Origin of the sequence: Salmonella sp. NW722 (assembly GCF_051702785.1) — a bacterium.
GTDB classification, from domain to species: domain Bacteria; phylum Pseudomonadota; class Gammaproteobacteria; order Enterobacterales; family Enterobacteriaceae; genus Salmonella; species Salmonella enterica.
Genome location: NZ_JAMMIN010000001.1, coordinates 62,880 through 80,822 on the forward strand (window position 1 = coordinate 62,880; position 17,943 = coordinate 80,822).

The following is a 17,943-nucleotide window of genomic DNA, read 5'->3' on the forward strand; positions in this document are numbered from 1 at the left end:
GTGTAAGGAGAACGCATGAGCGCGCTATTTCTGGCCATCCCGTTAACCATTTTTGTGTTGTTTGTGTTACCGATTTGGCTGTGGCTGCATTACAGCAACCGCGCCGGTCGGGGAGAACTGTCGCAAAGCGAGCAGCAACGCTTACTGCAACTCACAGACGACGCGCAACGTATGCGCGAGCGCATTCAGGCGCTGGAAGACATTCTTGATGCAGAGCATCCGAACTGGAGAGAGCGCTAATGGGTGGAATCAATCTGAATAAAAAACTATGGCGTATGCCGCAAAAGGGCATGGTGCGTGGCGTTTGCGCCGGGATCGCCGACTACCTTGATGTACCGGTAAAACTGGTGCGTATTCTGGTCGTGCTGTCGATTTTCTTTGGGCTGGCGTTTTTTACCGTAGTGGCCTATATCGTTCTGTCTTTTGTACTGGACCCTATGCCGGATAATCTGGCCGCAGGCAAACCGCAGCCGACCAGCGGCGAACTGCTGGATACCGTAGACAGAGAGCTTGCCGCAGGCGAAAAGCGTTTGCGAGAAATGGAACGCTACGTCACGTCAGATACGTTCACATTGCGTAGTCGTTTCCGTCAACTGTAAGTGATATATCGGGAAGGTGAAGATGAATACTCGCTGGCAACGCGCCGGGCAGAAGGTGAAGCCCGGCTTCAAAATAGCAGGTAAGCTGGTTCTGTTGACCGCGTTACGCTACGGGCCTGCCGGCGTGGCGGGATGGGCGGTAAAATCCGTCGCCCGTCGTCCGCTAAAAATGTTGCTGGCGTTTGCGCTGGAGCCAGTACTTCGTAAGGCGGCGAATAAAATTTCGCAGCGTTACAAATAGCGAGTCTGGTCATAATATTTCGTTAAGCTCTGGCGTATAGTGTGTGCGAAATACATTACGTGTCAGGACGGAAGTATGTTGAAAAAAGGAATATTTGCGTTAGCGCTATTCATAGCCATGCCGCTTTATGCCGCAGAATACTGGATAGATGTCCGCATTCCGGAACAATATCAGCGTGAGCATATTCAGGGCGCGATTAATATCCCATTGAAGGAGATTAAATCTCATATCGAAACGGTAGTTCCAGACAGGAACGATACGGTAAAGTTATATTGCAACTCCGGGCGACAGTCGGGCATGGCAAAACAAATGTTGCTTGATATGGGGTATACGCACGCGATGAATATGGGCGGTATCAGTCGTCTTGATATGCCGAAAGTAAAAAAATAGATAATCTATTGCTCAATACTCATACTAACCGCGGCGCTTAATGCGCCGTTGTTGATCTCTCCGGGTAGTTGATAATAACGTTTTTGCACATATCTATAACGCAGGCTCGTTATTATTTTTTCTTCTCTTCAGGCTCAACAGGATGTCAATGAAGCGACTTAAAACTGAACTCAACGCGCTGGTCAATCGTGGGGTAGACAGGCATTTGCGTCTTGCCGTAACCGGGTTGAGCCGCAGCGGCAAAACGGCGTTTATCACGGCGATGGTTAACCAGTTGCTTAATGTCCACGCGGGCGCGCGCTTACCGTTGCTCAGCGCGGTACGCGAAGAACGCCTGCTTGGTGTAAAGCGTGTGCCTCAACGTGATTTTGGTATTCCCCGTTTTACCTACGACGAGGGGATACTTCAGCTTTATGGCAATCCTCCCGCCTGGCCCACACCGACGCGCGGCGTGAGTGAGATTCGGCTGGCGTTGCGCTATCGCTCAAACGACTCGCTGCTGCGCCATTTTAAAGATACCTCGACATTGTATCTGGAGATTGTGGACTATCCAGGGGAATGGTTACTCGATCTGCCCATGCTGGCTCAGGATTATTTAAGCTGGTCCCGTCAGATGAACGGCTTGTTACAAGGACAACGCGCTGAGTGGGCCGCAAAATGGCGGCAACTTTGCGACGGGCTCGATCCGCTGGCGCCCGCCGATGAAAACCGGCTGGCAGAGATTGCCGCCGCCTGGACGGATTATTTGCATCAGTGTAAATCGCAGGGATTGCATTTTATTCAGCCTGGACGGTTTGTTTTGCCGGGCGATATGGCGGGTGCGCCAGCGTTGCAGTTTTTCCCGTGGCCGGATGTGGACGCCTTCGGCGAGTCAAAACTGGCGCAGGCGGATAAACAGACCAACGCTGGAATGCTGCGCGAACGCTTTAACTACTATTGCGAAAAAGTGGTCAAGGGGTTCTACAAAAATCATTTTCTACGCTTTGATCGCCAGATTGTGCTGGTCGACTGTCTGCAACCGCTTAATAGCGGGCCGCAGGCGTTTAATGATATGCGTCTCGCTTTAACGCAGCTGATGCAAAGTTTTCACTATGGCCAGCGGACTCTGTTTCGCCGCTTGTTTTCGCCGGTGATTGATAAATTGCTGTTCGCCGCGACGAAAGCCGACCATGTCACTCTCGACCAACATGCCAATATGGTGGCCTTGCTCCAGCAGCTTATTCAGGATGCCTGGCAAAATGCCGCGTTTGAAGGCATTAGTATGGATTGCCTGGGGCTGGCGTCGGTACAGGCGACCACCAGCGGCGTGATTGAGGTCAACGGCGAAAAAATCCCGGCTTTACGTGGAAACCGTTTGAGTGACGGCGCGCCGTTAACCGTGTACCCCGGCGAAGTGCCTTCGCGTTTGCCGGGACAAGCGTTTTGGGATAAGCAGGGCTTTCAGTTCGAAGCCTTTCGTCCGCAGGTGATGGATGTTGATAAACCATTACCACACATTCGTCTGGACGCTGCGCTGGAGTTTTTAATAGGAGATAAGCTGCGATGAGCGAACCGTTAAAACCGCGTATTGATTTTGCAGAACCGCTAAAGGAGGAGTCTACGTCGGCCTTCAAAGCGCAGCAAACTTTCAGCGAAGCGGAGTCGCGTACATTTGCGCCTGCAGCTATCGATGAGCGCCCGGAAGACGAAGGCGTGGCAGAAGCGGCGGTCGATGCCGCGCTGCACCCCAAACGCAGCCTGTGGCGTAAAATGGTGATGGGAGGACTGGCGCTGTTTGGCGCGAGCGTGGTCGGGCAAGGCGTACAGTGGACAATGAATGCCTGGCAAACTCAGGACTGGGTCGCTTTAGGCGGCTGTGCCGCAGGCGCGCTGATCGTTGGCGCTGGCGTGGGATCGGTGGTCACGGAGTGGCGGCGATTATGGCGCTTGCGCCAGCGGGCGCATGAACGCGATGAAGCGCGTGAACTGTTACATAGCCATAGCGTCGGGAAAGGTCGCGCATTTTGCGAAAAACTGGCGCAGCAGGCGGGGATTGATCAATCACATCCGGCATTACAACGTTGGTATGCCGCTATTCACGAAACGCAAAACGACAGGGAAATCGTCAGTTTGTATGCGCATCTGGTACAGCCGGTACTTGACGCGCAGGCGCGACGTGAGATTAGCCGTTTCGCCGCGGAATCGACTCTGATGATCGCCGTCAGCCCGTTAGCGTTGGTGGATATGGCGTTTATTGCCTGGCGTAATTTACGCCTGATTAACCGCATCGCAACGCTGTATGGCATTGAACTTGGTTATTACAGCCGCCTTCGTCTGTTCCGTCTGGTGTTGCTGAATATCGCGTTCGCGGGGGCCAGTGAGCTGGTGCGTGAAGTCGGTATGGACTGGATGTCTCAGGATCTGGCCGCACGCTTGTCCACGCGCGCGGCGCAGGGGATTGGCGCAGGTCTCCTTACCGCTCGACTGGGAATAAAAGCGATGGATCTATGTCGACCATTGCCGTGGATCGATAACGATAAACCACGTCTCGGTGATTTTCGTCGTCAGCTTATCGGTCAGCTAAAAGAGACGCTGCAAAAGAGTAAGTCGTCGCCTGAGAAATGACCTTCCACAGGGCGCTGATTGCCTGGCTTTACGCCGCAGCGCCCGTTTTTCCGTCATGCTGTCAATATTTGTTGACAGAATCCTTCCTGCCAGCCGAATAGTGGCTTATCATCTATTTAATGGTTCATTATTCAGGTGAAGGTTCCCATGCGTCTGGAAGTCTTTTGTGAAGACCGACTTGGTCTGACCCGCGAATTACTTGATTTACTGGTGTTACGTAGCATTGATTTACGCGGAATCGAGATTGATCCCATTGGGCGAATTTATCTTAATTTTGCTGAGCTGGAATTCACCGACTTTAGCAGCCTGATGGCCGAAATCCGCCGTATTTCCGGCGTAACGGATGTCCGTACCGTTCCCTGGATGCCGTCCGAACGTGAACATCTGGCCCTGAGCGCGCTGCTTGAGGCGTTGCCGGAGCCGGTGCTCTCATTGGATATGAAGAGTAAAGTGGAGATGGCGAACCCGGCGAGTTGTCAGCTTTTTGCCCAGAGCCAGGAGCGAATGCGGCACCATACCGCCGCACAATTAATCAACGGTTTCAATTTTCAGCGCTGGCTGGACGGTAACCCGCAAAGCTCCCATAACGAACATGTCGTGATCAACGGGCAAAACTTCCTGATGGAGATTACGCCGGTACATTTACAAAACGAAAATGACGAATACGTGTTGACCGGGGCGGTCGTGATGTTGCGTTCCACGATTCGTATGGGGCAGCAGCTACAGAATTTGTCCACGCAGGATCTGAGCGCGTTTAGTCAGATTATTGCCGTGAGCGCAAAGATGAAGCACGTCGTTGAGCAGGCGCGCAAACTGGCGATGCTCAGCGCGCCGCTGCTGATTACCGGCGATACGGGAACCGGCAAAGATCTTTTCGCCTATGCCTGTCACCAGGCAAGCCCTCGTTCAGCGAAGCCGTATCTGGCGCTCAACTGCGCTTCAATCCCGGAAGATGCGGTAGAAAGCGAACTATTTGGCCATGCGCCGGAAGGTAAAAAAGGCTTTTTTGAACAGGCGAATGGCGGCTCGGTGCTGCTGGATGAAATTGGCGAAATGTCGCCGCGTATGCAGGCGAAGCTGCTACGTTTTCTCAACGATGGTACGTTCCGTCGCGTCGGCGAAGATCACGAAATTCATGTTGATGTCCGCGTTATCTGCGCCACGCAGAAAAATCTGGTGGAGCTGGTGCAAAAAGGACTGTTCCGCGAAGATCTCTATTATCGACTTAACGTTCTGACGCTTAATTTGCCGCCGTTGCGCGATTGCCCGCAGGATATTATGCCGTTGACCGAACTGTTCGTGGCGCGTTTTGCCGACGAACAGGGCGTTCCGCGACCGAAACTGTCTGCCGATCTGAGTACGGTCCTCACTCGTTACGGCTGGCCGGGTAACGTTCGCCAGCTTAAAAATGCGATTTACCGGGCGCTGACGCAACTGGAAGGGTATGAGCTGCGTCCGCAGGATATCCTGCTGCCTGACTACGATGCCGCGACGGTGGCAGTCGGCGAGGATGCGATGGAAGGCTCGCTGGATGACATTACCAGTCGTTTTGAACGTTCTGTCCTGACCCAGCTTTATCGTAGCTATCCGAGTACGCGTAAACTGGCGAAACGGTTGGGGGTATCGCACACCGCGATTGCCAATAAGCTGCGTGAATATGGTCTGAGCCAGAAGAAGGGTGAAGAGTAGAAAACAAGAAGGCCTCCGGATAGAGGCCTTCTTGTGACAAAAGAGCACCGCCTGTAGCACTGACAAACGTAGCGCCAGCAGGCGCTGGCTTATGCCTTCAGGACATTAAGCGCGGCGTCGTAATCCGGCTCGTGGGTGATTTCATCCACCAACTGGCTGAAAATAACGTTGTCGTTTTCGTCAAGCACGATGACTGCGCGCGCCGCCAAACCTTTCAGCGGGCCGTCAACGATTTCGACGCCGTAGTTTTTCAGAAACTCGTTATTACGCAGAGTGGAAAGCGTAATAACGTTGCTCAGGCCTTCCGCGCCGCAAAAACGCGACTGTGCAAAAGGCAGGTCAGCAGAAACGCACAATACGACGGTATTCTCCACTTCTGTGGCCAGTTGATTAAACTTACGAACAGATGCGGCGCATACGCCAGTATCAATGCTTGGGAAAATATTCAGCACTTTGCGTTTGCCTGCATATTGGCTGAGGGAAACGTCAGACAAATCTTTTGCGACAAGAGTAAAAGCCTGTGCTTTGCTACCAGCCTGCGGAATAACGTTGGCAACGGTGACCGGGTTACCCTGGAAATGTACAGTCTGTGACATAATTATGTTCCTATTTACTTATAGTTAACGTCGAAATCCAGTTTAAGTCATTATTCATTAACACGGCAAATACTATTTGTAGCAAGCCGCGTCCGGCGCTATCAGAGGGGAAGAGATGAGATCTGTTAAGGTATATGAGGAAACCTGGCCGTTGCATACGCCTTTCGTTATTGCGCGTGGTAGCCGAAGCGAAGCGCATGTTGTCGTTGTCGAACTGGAAGAAGAGGGCGTAAAAGGCATCGGGGAATGTACGCCATATCCACGTTATGGTGAAAGTGATGCCTCGGTCATGGCGCAAATCATGAGTATTGTGCCTCAGTTGGAAAACGGGCTGACTCGCGAAGCATTGCAGAAACTGTTGCCAGCAGGCGCGGCGCGCAACGCGGTGGATAGCGCCTTATGGGATTTGCAGGCCCGCCAGCGGCAGCAAAGCCTTGCCGGGCTGCTCGGCGTGACGCTGGCCCCGGTTTTTACTACCGCGCAAACGGTAGTGATAGGCACGCCGGAACAGATGGCTGCCAGTGCGGCGGCACTATGGGAAAAAGGGGCGACGTTGCTGAAAATCAAACTCGATGCTCGTCTGATTAGCGAACGTATGGTGGCGATCCGCTCGGCGGTGCCGGAGGCGACGCTCATTGTGGACGCCAATGAATCGTGGCGTCCGGAGGGGCTGGCGGCGCGTTGCCAGTTACTGGCGGATCTGAATGTCGCGATGCTGGAGCAGCCGCTGCCCGCGCAGGATGACGCCGCCCTGGAAAATTTTATTCATCCGTTGCCCATCTGTGCAGATGAGAGCTGCCATACTCGCAGTAGTCTGAAAGCCCTGACGGGGCGCTACGATATGATCAACATTAAGCTGGATAAAACCGGCGGTCTGACCGAGGCGCTGGCGCTGGCAACGGAGGCGCGGGAGCAAGGATTCGGCCTGATGCTGGGCTGTATGCTCTGTACATCAAGAGCGATTAGCGTCGCGCTGCCGCTTATGCCGCAGGTGAGCTTCGCCGATCTTGATGGCCCAACATGGCTGGCGGTTGATGTTGAGCCCGCGCTACGCTTTACGACGGGTCAACTCCATCTTTAGGATGCCAGCGGAGCAGATTCGACATAGCCAGCAAGTATTTTTCGCTGGCTTCATCGGCGGAAACAGGGGGAAACTCGGCGGTAATGCAGTGCAGGTTGAGATCGGCGCACCAGCTGCCAAACGAACCGGGCGTTTCGTAACCTACGCTGGTTACCAGCGGCAACGCAAACGCATCGGCCAGCCACTCGCCTAGCTCGCTGCGACGTGGATCTTCAATGCAGGCTAGCGGATCGTGAAAAGAGACAACCCAGGCGGGTTGGAGTCGATGAATTAACTGGCAAAGCGCCTGGGTTTCCGGTTCTGAGCCGGGATGGTCGCCGGTTAGCAGCACGACATCACGCTCTTGCGCGCGGCTATTCCAGCGATAAACTGTCTCACCCGCTTTCCAGTTGGCGGCGGGAAAGTTACGGTTTAGATCAATGCCATTCGCATTTGCCCTTAACCCCAGTTGACAGCCATCAGGATTAACGGCAAGTACGACATGATGACGGCGAAGGGTTGGATTTAAGGTGCGTAACGCACAGGAGAGCGTCACCATGGATGAGGTTTCATCCCCGTGGGTGCCAGCCAGTATCAGACCGCTTTCGCGATTGGCGGCAGGCGCCGGAAACCAGATTAGCGGCGCGCCTAGTAGCGAACGTCCATAATGTTCAGTGCCTGGCGGAAATGCGCCGCGCTCGGCACGGGGGCGGGTGACAGTCATACGCGTTTCCCGAAGCTGAGACCAGTAGGGTAATCATCGTAGTGTTGTGTAAAACCCGCCGATTATCAAATGGTTTCTATTTACCCTCTTGTATGGCGCGATATCAACTTTCTGGCGGAAGATAATTGCATTTCTTTCTGCTGAAACAAATAATTACGTTGTCATTTAACTCATCTTTGAGGAACTTCTATGAGGCATTCTGTTTCAGTAACCTGTTGTGCGCTGTTGGTTAGCAGCTTTTCCCTGGCATATGCTGCGGATGTTCCCGGCGGAACGGTACTGGCAGAGAAACAAGAACTGGTGCGTCATATCAAAGATGAGCCCGCTTCGTTAGATCCAGCGAAAGCCGTTGGGCTGCCTGAAATTCAGGTGATCCGCGATCTGTTTGAAGGGCTGGTTAACCAGAACGAAAAGGGGGAAATTATCCCTGGCGTCGCCAGCCAGTGGAAGAGCAATGATAATCGTATCTGGACGTTTACGTTGCGGGATAATGCGCAATGGGCCGATGGAACGCCGGTGACCGCCCAGGATTTTGTCTATAGCTGGCAACGCCTCGTTGATCCCAAAACGCTTTCCCCCTTCGCCTGGTTTGCCGCTCTGGCTGGCATCACTAATGCGCAAGCCATTATCGACGGTAAAGTCACGCCGGATCAGCTTGGCGTCAGTGCCGTGGACGCGCACACTTTGCGTGTTCAGCTTGACAAGCCGTTGCCCTGGTTTGCCAGTCTGACCGCTAGTTTTGCCTTTTATCCGGTCCAAAAAGCGAATGTCGAAAGCGGCAAAGACTGGATGAAGCCGGGAAAACTGATTGGCAATGGCGCGTATGTGCTTAAAGAGCGCGTGGTAAATGAAAAACTGGTGGTCGTGCCTAATACGCATTACTGGGATAACGCGAAAACGGTACTGCAAAAAGTGACATTTTTACCCATTAACCAGGAGTCGGCTGCGACGAAACGTTATCTTGCCGGTGATATTGATATCACCGAATCTTTCCCTAAAAATATGTACCAGAAATTATTGAAGGATATTCCAGGGCAAGTTTATACGCCGCCGCAATTAGGGACTTATTATTATGCGTTTAATACGCAGAAAGGGCCGACGGCGGATTCCCGCGTTCGTCTGGCGCTAAGTATGACCATTGATCGCCGTTTGATGGCGGAAAAAGTCTTAGGTACCGGTGAAAAACCGGCCTGGCATTTTACACCGGATGTTACGGCAGGATTTAAGCCCGATCCTTCACCGTTTGAACAAATGAGCCAGGAAGAACTTAACGCCCAGGCGAAAACATTGCTGCGTGCAGCAGGCTACGGATCGCAGAAGCCGCTTAAATTAACTCTGCTTTACAATACCTCAGAAAACCATCAGAAAATCGCGATTGCGGTGGCGTCAATGTGGAAGAAAAACCTGGGGGTGGATGTGAAATTGCAAAACCAGGAGTGGAAAACGTATATCGACAGCCGGAATACCGGTAATTTTGATGTTATTCGCGCCTCCTGGGTGGGTGATTACAACGAACCGTCGACTTTCTTATCCTTATTAACGTCCACGCATACGGGGAATATTTCACGCTTTACTAATCCGACTTATGACAAAATCCTGACGCAAGCGACGATGGAAAATACCGCCGAAGCGCGTAACGCGGATTACAATGCAGCGGAGAAAATTTTAACGGAACAAGCGCCTATAGCGCCTATTTATCAGTATACCAATGGCCGGTTAATTAAACCGTGGGTAAAGGGATACCCCATTACTAACCCGGAAGATGTGGCCTATAGCCGTACAATGTATATCGTGAAGCACTGATGCGTACTGGTTACCTTTTGATGAAAGGTAACCACTGCCAAACTCAGAACTGGCGCGGCTTGCAACGCCAGTTTCTTCTTCTGACCATCTCCTGCTAAAGTTGAAACTGTACTTTCCTGACAGTATTACTGGCGTATTCAAGGAAAAACGGTTGCACTAAATTACGGATAGTACCATCCATTTCCCCTAAAATGGCGGTAGCTTAGAGCAGAGATACCGTTATTTATTCGGCAGGTTGTCGTACACATCCAGTGCGCGTGCTGTGTAGGTGAGGGCTGCCCCAGTGTTCATTTTTATAGCCACGGACAATGCTTCAGAAATCTCTTCCCGGGTTGCGCCATGTTTCACGGCCGCATCGACGTGCACTGCCAGACAACCATCGCAACGGGTAGTAACCGCCACGGCCAGCGCAATCAATTCCTGTGTTTTGGGATCCAGATGCCCATTTTCTAAAGTCCCCTTGTCCATTTGCTGAAAGCCTTTCATGAACTCCGGCTGCAATGTGGCAAATTTACCAATGGCAGCCAGCAGGCCACTACGATACTCATTCCAGTTTGAAAGCATATCTGTTCCTGTTTTATATTAGAGGATTGTGTATTCAGATCACATAATAAATGCGAATATCTGGTGCCTGGTTCAGAAAAGGCTTCAATTCTTCCACAACGTCTTTTGTAAATAATTCACTGGTAAGATACGCCTGCGCTTGAGCAGTAGTTTCAAAGCCATGTAAAACTTGCACGTCTTCATCCCGAATAAGCAATTCTTTTGAGGTCGCTCCGGCAATGGTATTTAAAAATGGCGCTTTATATTTTTGATAAACATTTGCTGCGGCAGGGCGGTTGTGGTTGCTGATATTCAGGGTGATTTGTAAGTAAGCCATAGTATTCTCCTTCAAAAGGGACCGAGATAAGCAAAGTATTCACAGTCATTGACGAATGACAGTAGGGGAATTATCAACATGACCGTCTGATCTAACAAATCACATATTCTTGTGTGGCGGAGAAGATTTTCTATGTTGTGTATTGTCCTGACGAGGACTTAATTCATCTGGGTGAGTCTGGAATATGGAGGCCTCATTAGAATATTTGTTTTGAATAAAGCCCCCTGTATAGGCAATATTAGCGGTGGAGAGGTAGGTTTTTAGTATTGATTGATAACATGGTTTGCCACTTTGCCAGTGTTAAACTCGCCAGTTTTCCCAAAGCCAGATAAAAAGGATGTCCGGCATTCTCAATGAACACCCCGAGGAAACGGGATGACCATGGGAACAGATGCCATGCCAGTAACTGTTCACATTCGCTGTGTCGACGCTGCTCTGCAAGCCAGGCCGCCATCAGTAATAAAGAACCAAAGTGATCTTCTGGCTCATTTTGCTGCATCTCGAACTGAATACTGTTCTCCCGCATCCACTGGCGCAGCGCCAGTGTGGATTCACCAAATAAAACGTTCTCACGATCCAGCCAGACGGAGCCCCATGGCGGTGACGGTAAGGCATAAGGCCCGATAAATAAACGCTGAAAGGACTCAGTAAGAGAGTCATCGCCGCCATCTTTAAACATTCTTGCCAGTTGAGGCAACTCCTCCGACGGCAGCGGCCATTGTGTTTGCCATTCATCAGATGTGAATGCTGAAACCAGCGGAGAGGCTTCAGCACTCTCTGGCGCAAAGTAAAAGAGGGCGCCCAGTACGCGTGCCGTCATGGAAAAATTGTCACATTGTGTGAAATCAGTCATAAAACCATTCCGTAAAGTGCGGGTTCCCCCGCACTAATTTGTTAACCTGCCACTGCCATACCGACAGTCATATGTAGCCCATAAAACAGGCCGCGGCCTAAAATTTCGCCGCCAAGCACCAGGATAAGACCCAGTAGTAACCCAACAATATGTGGCTCTTTGCGACGTACCAATGGGCAGATCCAGCAGCCCAGGCCGATGACAAGAAGTGCCACACGGCAGACCTGCAATACAGCATAATCCGGCATCAGACTGCTGGCCTGCTGTACTGAGCTATGAATGCTGGCCAGAGCCATACCCTGTAACGCGATGACAGCAATACAGACCAATAGAGCAAGTAAGCTGATGCTGGAAAATATCGTGCTGTTAAAGGGGACTCTGGATGCCTGGAACAGGAGTGCGGCAAACAGTGGGCCGCCGAGGAATGCAGTCAGAAAAAAGGCGAGAGTCGTATAGCCAGTATACCAGGTGGGGACGGTTTCAATCTGATAAACGCGGGTCATCGCCAGGATGAAGATGATACCGAGCACCATACTGATCAGCAGCCAGAGTTTACCAAGCGTTTCTGGCATTTTCCCCAGAACGGCCACCAGCCACCAGAAACCGCCGACAGCGAAAAAGATCGACCCTGCGGCAATTTCATTACTTAATCCGGACGCGCCGACGCGGTTGAGCGAGTTGAACGCCCGCATGGGTGAACCCAGATGCATGATTGACGCCAGAAAGCCCAGCCCCATCACCACCCAAAGAAAAAACATACCGCGTACAATACGCTGCCTGGCGGGCGGATCGTTTTTTTCCGCCAGCCAACCAAGTCCGCTGACAACCAGCGCACCCGCGACACACTGTCCCAGTACCGTAAACAGTACCAGCGGCCATTCATGCCATCCATTTCCCATTTTACACCTCCTTCGGATTGGCCAGATAGCCAGTGGTATCGCCACACGGACGTGCATTGGCATTGGGTTTAATCACTATGCTCGGTTTGGTGAAGTGCGCACCCGGCAATGGCGCTACCGCCGCCAGATCGCCATGTTTTTTGCGCAGCTCGTCGATAGGACCAAAGTCCAGCGCTCGCAGCGGACAGGATTCGACGCAGATAGGTTTTTTGCCTTCCGCCACCCGGTCGTAACAGCCGTCGCACTTGGTCATATGACCTTTGGCCGCGTTGTACTGTGGCGCGCCATATGGACAGGCCATATGGCAATAGCGACAGCCAATACAGACCTCCTCATTCACCACGACAAAACCATCTTCCCTTTTGTGCATTGCTCCGCTCGGACAGACTTTGGTACATGCCGGGTCGGCACAATGGTTGCACGAAATGGAGAGATAATAGGCAAAGACATTCTGATGCCAGACGCCGTTATTCTCCTGCCAGTCACCACCCGCATACTCATAAATGCGGCGGAAGCTGACATCCGGGGTCAAATCTTTGTAGTCTTTGCAGGCCAGTTCGCAGGTTTTACAACCGGTGCAACGGCTGGAATCAATAAAAAATCCATACTGGGTTGTCATCGGTTACTCCTTATACCTTTTCGACCTGAACGAGATTACTGTGCGAAGGATTAGCTTTTGCCAGCGGTGAAGTGCGATGTGTTGTCAGAATGTTAATTGAGCCACCGTGGTCGACTTTGTCACCAAACATATCGGCATTCAGCCACATTCCCTCGCCCATAGCAGTAACGCCAGGCATGATACGAGGTGTGACTTTTGCGGGAATCAACGTCTGGCCATACTGATTAAATACCCGAACGGTGTCTCCGTTTTTGATTCCGCGATCCCGGGCATCAATAGGGTTTATCCAAATCTCCTGTAGGCAGGCCTGTTTCAGAACATCAATATTGCCGTAGCTGGAATGCACGCGGCCTTTAAAGTGGAACCCGGTCATTTGCAATGGATACTCGCGACGGGCTGGATCTTCCCAGCCATTAAAGCCTGGAGTGTAAATGGGTAAAGGATCGATGACTTCATCAGGCTTCAGTTCCCATGTTTTTGCGATATTGGCCAGTTGTTCAGAATAGATTTCTATTTTTCCCGATGGTGTTTTAAGGGGATTGGCAATAGGGTCTTTGCGAAAATCCTTATATGCGACAACATGCTCATCCGGACATTTAAGTTTATAAATACCTGCCGTTTTCATCTCTTCATAATCCGGCATATCGGGATGACGTTCTTTCGTTTTGGCGCAAAGATATTGAACCCATTCATGTTGTGTACGGCCTTCGGTAAAAGTCTGGTAAACATCAGGTCCAAGACGTTTTGCTATTTCACTCATTGTCCAGTAAATGGGCTTGCGTTCAAATTTTGGCGATGTTGATGGTTGTCCCAGAATAACATATGCCATATTCCCGGCCTCTTCATGCGGGATAAGATCTTCCTGCTCAGTAGGCATCAGGTCAGGGAGTAAAATATCGCTATATTTTGCTGAGGCAGTCATGAAATGGTCAATGCAGACAATCATTTCGCACTTATTTTCATCCTGCAAAATATCATGTGTGCGACTAATATTGCTGTTCTGATTTATCAGCGTGTTGCTGGCGTAGCACCACATGAATTTTATTGGCACATCTAGTTTGTCTTTACCTCGTACGCCATCACGAGTAGAGGTCATTTCAGTTCCGCGCTCAATAGCTTCGGTCCAGGTAAAGGAGGATATTTCAGTTTTAACAGGATTTTTTAGAGGGGAAAACATTTCAACACCGAGATCAAAGGTGCCTTCTCGATCGCCAGAGTTGCCGCCAGAAATACCGACATTGCCGGTCAAAATGGCGAGCATTGCAATGGCTCTTGACGTTTGTTCTCCGTTTGATTGACGCTGTGGCCCCCATCCCTGGCAAATATAGGCTGGTTTCGCCTGGCCGATCTCACGCGCCAGCTTAATAATTTTGTCTGTCGGAATACCTGTGATTTGAGCTGCCCACTCAGGTGTTTTTGCTATACCATCCGGACCGTCGCCGAGTATATAAGCTTTATAATGACCATTTTTTGGTGCGCTTGCTGGTAACGTAACCTCGTCATAGCCTACACAATATTTATCAAGAAAAGGTTTATCGACCATATCTTCGGTGATGAGAACCCAGGCAAGTGCTGCAGCTAAGGCGGCGTCCGTTCCAGGACGAATGGGTAACCATTCATCTTCTCGTCCGGCTGCGGTATCGTTGTAGCGAGGATCGATAACGATCATCCGCGCATTGGAGCGTTCGCGCGCTTGTTCAACATAATAGGTAACACCACCGCCGCTCATACGTGTTTCGGCTGGATTGTTTCCGAACATTACAACCAATTTAGTATTAGCGATATCATCCGGGCTGTTTCCGCTTCTGCCACCATAGAGATAATTCATGCCCGCTGTGATTTGTGCAGTACTATAGGTACCGTAACGACCTAAAAAGCCACCGCAGGAATTCATCAGGCGGAAGGGCATTGATGATTTAGTAATATTTCCGCCAGCGACACCTGTGGCGTAAATAACATGTACTGCTTCATTGCCATAGTTTGCAATAATTCGTTTCAGATTATCCGCGATAGTATCCAGTGCTTCATCCCAGGATATCCGCTCAAATTTACCTTCACCACGCTTACCAACGCGTTTCATGGGATATTTCAATCGATCAGGATGATTCATACGACGACGAATGGAGCGTCCACGAAGGCAGGCCCGGACCTGATGGTTTCCGTACTCATCGTTGCCTGTGGTATCAGATTCTACCCAATAAACAGAATCATCTTTTACATGCAATCGAAGCAGGCAGCGACTTCCACAGTTTACTGTGCAGGAACTCCAGACGGCCTTATCTTCGACGATAGCGGTTTTGTTCGCGGCTTGACTTGTGAAACTGAATGGTAATGATAATCCTCCCACTGCGGCCATTAGTCCTGTTGTTGCCCCAGCCTGAATTAGCTTTCTCCGGGAGACAGGAACTTCGATTAACCGTTCTTCCTCGCAACGATCCATTACGTTCACCTGTTATTATGACATTGTTTAAAAAGCATACAAAAATAGCCAGTGTTAAAATATGAATATTCATTTTTATGTAATAATGAATGATATTAATTAACATTAGGCTGGCTTTTATATAATATATATGAGTTAAGGGCGAAGAAAGTTTGAGCTATTTACCTGACGGGTAAAATTCAAATTTTTCTCTATTCGGAAAACGAACCCTTTACTTCATTGTGGGTATTATCGAAGCGGATAATGGCACGGGCAAGGGAGATAAACTTTAGTTGCAGTAAAGATTTTCTATCTTAATTGTATGAAAAATAGCCTTTGATGGCTTTAGTCACTAAAATTAAAAGGATGACCTCCTGAAATTCAGGAGGTTGGGCTATTTTTAATCAAAATATCATTAATTAACCAGTCATGAAAAACTTTTACTTCAGGACGCATCACTGCTTTTTGTGGTGTAACAATGTAATAGGACCATGTTAGCGGCCAGCGTATATTTGGATGAAGTTGTATCAGTTGTCCTGTGGCAATTAACTGTTCAACCAGCGCACGGCGGACAATTGCCACACCCTGGCCGCTAAGCGTAGCCATAATAACCGCTGAGGTAGAGTTAATATGCAATCCTGTATAACGCGTAGCTGGAGCTTGCGTTGCGGCTAAGACTTCTTCCCATGAAGGAAAATTTGCACCAGGGTGCAGGGTATCATCATGGATGAGTTTTTGTTCTGCCAGCCATTCGCCGCACGTAATTTTCTCAGGCGGTACAATGCGTGGGCTGCATACCAGAACAGCTTCCTCATCCATTAACCATGTCTTATTTACCCCCGACCAGTCTCCTTTGCCACAACGAACACCAATATCTGCCTCTCCGTGAGCCACATCCATGAGTTTTTCCGTCACATTCAGGCGTAGCTCGATATTTTGATGCGTTTCGGAAAAACGATTTAATTTTTCCATTAACCAGTTCATCACCAGAACTTGTGAGGCCGTGAGAATGACGACGGATCGAGCCTGACGACCGCGCAGTTTATTAAGTCCTGACTCAAGGCTATCGAGCCCTTGAGTGATCTCTTTTAGCGCATCCTGAGCCTCAGTCACGAGCGTGAGCCTTTCTTTACCAGAACGTGTACGGTGTAAAAGGGGGTGGCCTACCCAGTCTTCAAGTGCCCGAACCAGTTGTCCTACGGCTGCCGGGGTGACGCCTAGCTCTTTGGCTGCACCTGTGAAGCTACCATGACGCGCAGTTGCTTCAAAAGCGTGCAGCCATTTCAAGCGATTAAGCGAACGCATTTTATTCTCCATCTCATACAATGGAACTAGTATACGTGATCGAGATAGATTTTCTTCCTCAATTTTCAATGTAAATACTCATGCGGAACCGGATAAACGTTGTTTTGCTTATCTTGAATAAGATAATAAGCTGATGATTTATTTCTTTGTTTATGATGATTTTTTCTGGCATCAGTGATGCCGATACAAAAATCTCTTTAGCGTGTTTTTTTTGCTCCGTCAAGGAATTTATTCTATTTGATGTTGAAATATTTTTTCATTGGTGTTCATTCATTAACAGTGACAGTATATTTAATGTAATAATTTTATATTTTAGGCGATATTATGGAATGGACTTCACTGAATATAGCGCACCATATCACCGCTCCGAATCCGTTAGCCATACGGAAAGAATTTATACCTGCAGCTCATTGTTTTCCTGAGCATAAGCATAAATGGCATCAGGTCGTTTATGCAACAGCAGGTGATTTAATGGTTAAAACAATTGAACAATCATTTTTGATTTCGCCGAAATTACAGGCTGTCTGGTTGCCTGCGGGAACTCAACATCAGGTCGGCTCATCACAAGGGGCTTATTTTAATAGCTTATGGATAGCTAACGATGCTCATAATCAATTTGACATGTCGGAACCTACCATTTTTGATGTTTCCCCATTCCTTAAGGCGCTTATCTTAGAAATATCAGACAGAAGAATAAATGATGAAGTTTATATAGAGAAACTAATACAGTTAATTTTATACCATCTGGGAAATGTTCGTAGCGCTCAATTTATTTTACCTTGGCCTCAAAATCGATCATTGGTAAAAATATGTGAATCATTATGCGAAAACCCGTCGGATACACGATCACAGGAAGAATGGTGCCATGAACTGGGAATGTCGGGGCGTACATTATCAAGACGTTTTACTATCGAAACAGGAATGAGTTTACGTTCCTGGAAAAAACGCCTGCGATTAATGAAAGCTATTGAGTTACTCGACTGTGGTAAAGGAGTAACAGAAATAGCTATAGACTTAGGATATAGCTCGAGTTCTGCATTTGTTTATGCATTTCATCTTACTATGGGACATGCTCCTCTGGATTATATGAAGAGAAGGTATTAGTTTTATTTTATAAATGTGACTTACCTCACTCACTGAATAAGTATGTTAATTTTTATATTTTTCGCTGTAACATAAATGGCGGCTACTCTACATCATTTGTCTTTTTTTAGAAATGACAAACTAGCTATCAGGCGTATAGAATTTTTCGGTACCAAATA

The 17,943-nt window shown here is 49.4% G+C and carries 19 protein-coding genes; 10 read left to right on the plus strand and 9 right to left on the minus strand.

The window, feature by feature from the left end:
- Positions 1–15 precede the first annotated feature (15 nt).
- The 7 genes from pspB to tyrR all read left to right on the plus strand — a co-directional run bounded on the left by pspB (position 16) and on the right by tyrR (position 5,523).
- A complete protein-coding gene (pspB, locus tag NA330_RS00325; protein WP_001274953.1) occupies positions 16–240 on the plus strand; it encodes an envelope stress response membrane protein PspB in 225 nt (74 codons plus the stop codon).
- Complete coding sequence (gene pspC / locus NA330_RS00330; RefSeq protein ID WP_000508938.1) at positions 240–599, plus strand: envelope stress response membrane protein PspC; 360 nt, start codon at positions 240–242, stop codon at positions 597–599. Before pspB ends, pspC begins: the two co-directional genes overlap by 1 nt.
- Before the next feature lie 22 nt (positions 600–621).
- Complete coding sequence (gene pspD / locus NA330_RS00335) at positions 622–840, plus strand: phage shock protein PspD (protein ID WP_001097607.1); 219 nt, start codon at positions 622–624, stop codon at positions 838–840.
- A 75-nt stretch (positions 841–915) separates the two neighbouring features.
- Entirely contained in the window at positions 916–1,230 is a 315-nt protein-coding gene (gene pspE, locus NA330_RS00340; RefSeq protein WP_000913428.1) for a thiosulfate sulfurtransferase PspE, read from the plus strand.
- 148 nt (positions 1,231–1,378) lie between these two features.
- Positions 1,379–2,776, plus strand: coding sequence for a YcjX family protein (locus NA330_RS00345; RefSeq protein WP_000825858.1), 1,398 nt, complete (start codon positions 1,379–1,381; stop codon positions 2,774–2,776).
- On the plus strand, positions 2,773–3,834 hold the full coding sequence (locus tag NA330_RS00350) for a YcjF family protein (RefSeq protein WP_023241601.1): 1,062 nt from the start codon (positions 2,773–2,775) through the stop codon (positions 3,832–3,834). Before NA330_RS00345 ends, NA330_RS00350 begins: the two co-directional genes overlap by 4 nt.
- Positions 3,835–3,981: 147 nt before the next feature.
- Entirely contained in the window at positions 3,982–5,523 is a 1,542-nt protein-coding gene (tyrR, locus tag NA330_RS00355) for a transcriptional regulator TyrR (protein ID WP_001235493.1), read from the plus strand.
- A gap of 89 nt (positions 5,524–5,612) precedes the next feature.
- Here tyrR and tpx read toward each other — a convergent pair whose 3' ends face one another.
- Positions 5,613–6,119 carry a thiol peroxidase gene (gene tpx, locus NA330_RS00360; RefSeq protein ID WP_000084401.1) on the minus strand — a complete coding sequence of 169 codons (507 nt, stop codon included), beginning with the start codon at positions 6,117–6,119 and terminating at the stop codon, positions 5,613–5,615.
- Positions 6,120–6,234: 115 nt separating this feature from the next.
- Between tpx and ycjG the strand changes: the two genes are divergently transcribed.
- A complete protein-coding gene (gene ycjG, locus NA330_RS00365; RefSeq protein WP_023241603.1) occupies positions 6,235–7,200 on the plus strand; it encodes an L-Ala-D/L-Glu epimerase in 966 nt (321 codons plus the stop codon).
- Here ycjG and mpaA read toward each other — a convergent pair.
- Positions 7,175–7,903, minus strand: a complete 729-nt coding sequence (mpaA, locus tag NA330_RS00370) for a murein tripeptide amidase MpaA (RefSeq protein ID WP_023241604.1) — start codon at positions 7,901–7,903, stop codon at positions 7,175–7,177. The two genes, ycjG and mpaA, sit on opposite strands and share 26 nt — an antisense overlap.
- A 189-nt stretch (positions 7,904–8,092) precedes the next feature.
- Between mpaA and NA330_RS00375 the strand changes: the two genes are divergently transcribed.
- A complete protein-coding gene (locus NA330_RS00375; protein ID WP_001216563.1) occupies positions 8,093–9,706 on the plus strand; it encodes a peptide ABC transporter substrate-binding protein in 1,614 nt (537 codons plus the stop codon).
- Between the two features lie 219 nt (positions 9,707–9,925).
- Here NA330_RS00375 and NA330_RS00380 read toward each other — a convergent pair whose 3' ends face one another.
- The 7 genes from NA330_RS00380 to NA330_RS00410 all read right to left on the minus strand — a co-directional run bounded on the left by NA330_RS00380 (position 9,926) and on the right by NA330_RS00410 (position 16,681).
- On the minus strand, positions 9,926–10,270 hold the full coding sequence (locus NA330_RS00380) for a carboxymuconolactone decarboxylase family protein (protein WP_000950636.1): 345 nt from the start codon (positions 10,268–10,270) through the stop codon (positions 9,926–9,928).
- 34 nt (positions 10,271–10,304) lie between these two features.
- Entirely contained in the window at positions 10,305–10,586 is a 282-nt protein-coding gene (locus NA330_RS00385; RefSeq protein ID WP_000323820.1) for a hypothetical protein, read from the minus strand.
- Positions 10,587–10,824: 238 nt separating this feature from the next.
- A complete protein-coding gene (gene dmsD / locus NA330_RS00390; protein WP_000129294.1) occupies positions 10,825–11,439 on the minus strand; it encodes a Tat proofreading chaperone DmsD in 615 nt (204 codons plus the stop codon).
- Between the two features lie 41 nt (positions 11,440–11,480).
- Positions 11,481–12,338 carry a dimethyl sulfoxide reductase anchor subunit family protein gene (locus tag NA330_RS00395; RefSeq protein ID WP_052894852.1) on the minus strand — a complete coding sequence of 286 codons (858 nt, stop codon included), beginning with the start codon at positions 12,336–12,338 and terminating at the stop codon, positions 11,481–11,483.
- Position 12,339: 1 nt separating this feature from the next.
- Positions 12,340–12,957, minus strand: a complete 618-nt coding sequence (locus tag NA330_RS00400) for a DMSO/selenate family reductase complex B subunit (protein ID WP_023182218.1) — start codon at positions 12,955–12,957, stop codon at positions 12,340–12,342.
- Positions 12,958–12,967: 10 nt separating this feature from the next.
- Positions 12,968–15,397, minus strand: coding sequence for a DMSO/selenate family reductase complex A subunit (locus NA330_RS00405; RefSeq protein ID WP_024149265.1), 2,430 nt, complete (start codon positions 15,395–15,397; stop codon positions 12,968–12,970).
- Positions 15,398–15,757: 360 nt separating this feature from the next.
- Positions 15,758–16,681 (minus strand): LysR substrate-binding domain-containing protein, encoded by a 924-nt coding sequence (locus NA330_RS00410; protein ID WP_001257182.1) that lies wholly within the window; start codon positions 16,679–16,681, stop codon positions 15,758–15,760.
- A gap of 324 nt (positions 16,682–17,005) precedes the next feature.
- Here NA330_RS00410 and NA330_RS00415 point away from each other — a divergent pair, with 324 nt between their 5' ends.
- On the plus strand, positions 17,006–17,785 hold the full coding sequence (locus NA330_RS00415) for an AraC family transcriptional regulator (RefSeq protein WP_001649234.1): 780 nt from the start codon (positions 17,006–17,008) through the stop codon (positions 17,783–17,785).
- Positions 17,786–17,943 lie beyond the last annotated feature (158 nt).

Excerpts from the sequence above, each read along its gene's own strand:
- NA330_RS00380 (WP_000950636.1), bottom strand. The coding sequence starts at position 10,270 with ATGCTTTCAAACTGGAATGAGTATCGTAGTGGCCTGCTGGCTGCCATT.
- NA330_RS00415 (WP_001649234.1), top strand. The coding sequence starts at position 17,006 with ATGGAATGGACTTCACTGAATATAGCGCACCATATCACCGCTCCGAAT.
- NA330_RS00410 (WP_001257182.1), bottom strand. The coding sequence starts at position 16,681 with ATGCGTTCGCTTAATCGCTTGAAATGGCTGCACGCTTTTGAAGCAACT.
- NA330_RS00350 (WP_023241601.1), top strand. The coding sequence starts at position 2,773 with ATGAGCGAACCGTTAAAACCGCGTATTGATTTTGCAGAACCGCTAAAG.
- NA330_RS00405 (WP_024149265.1), bottom strand. The coding sequence starts at position 15,397 with ATGGATCGTTGCGAGGAAGAACGGTTAATCGAAGTTCCTGTCTCCCGG.
- NA330_RS00395 (WP_052894852.1), bottom strand. The coding sequence starts at position 12,338 with ATGGGAAATGGATGGCATGAATGGCCGCTGGTACTGTTTACGGTACTG.
- NA330_RS00400 (WP_023182218.1), bottom strand. The coding sequence starts at position 12,957 with ATGACAACCCAGTATGGATTTTTTATTGATTCCAGCCGTTGCACCGGT.
- NA330_RS00375 (WP_001216563.1), top strand. The coding sequence starts at position 8,093 with ATGAGGCATTCTGTTTCAGTAACCTGTTGTGCGCTGTTGGTTAGCAGC.
- NA330_RS00345 (WP_000825858.1), top strand. The coding sequence starts at position 1,379 with ATGAAGCGACTTAAAACTGAACTCAACGCGCTGGTCAATCGTGGGGTA.
- tpx (WP_000084401.1), bottom strand. The coding sequence starts at position 6,119 with ATGTCACAGACTGTACATTTCCAGGGTAACCCGGTCACCGTTGCCAAC.
- pspB (WP_001274953.1), top strand. The coding sequence starts at position 16 with ATGAGCGCGCTATTTCTGGCCATCCCGTTAACCATTTTTGTGTTGTTT.
- ycjG (WP_023241603.1), top strand. The coding sequence starts at position 6,235 with ATGAGATCTGTTAAGGTATATGAGGAAACCTGGCCGTTGCATACGCCT.
- mpaA (WP_023241604.1), bottom strand. The coding sequence starts at position 7,903 with ATGACTGTCACCCGCCCCCGTGCCGAGCGCGGCGCATTTCCGCCAGGC.
- tyrR (WP_001235493.1), top strand. The coding sequence starts at position 3,982 with ATGCGTCTGGAAGTCTTTTGTGAAGACCGACTTGGTCTGACCCGCGAA.
- dmsD (WP_000129294.1), bottom strand. The coding sequence starts at position 11,439 with ATGACTGATTTCACACAATGTGACAATTTTTCCATGACGGCACGCGTA.
- NA330_RS00385 (WP_000323820.1), bottom strand. The coding sequence starts at position 10,586 with ATGGCTTACTTACAAATCACCCTGAATATCAGCAACCACAACCGCCCT.
- pspE (WP_000913428.1), top strand. The coding sequence starts at position 916 with ATGTTGAAAAAAGGAATATTTGCGTTAGCGCTATTCATAGCCATGCCG.
- pspD (WP_001097607.1), top strand. The coding sequence starts at position 622 with ATGAATACTCGCTGGCAACGCGCCGGGCAGAAGGTGAAGCCCGGCTTC.
- pspC (WP_000508938.1), top strand. The coding sequence starts at position 240 with ATGGGTGGAATCAATCTGAATAAAAAACTATGGCGTATGCCGCAAAAG.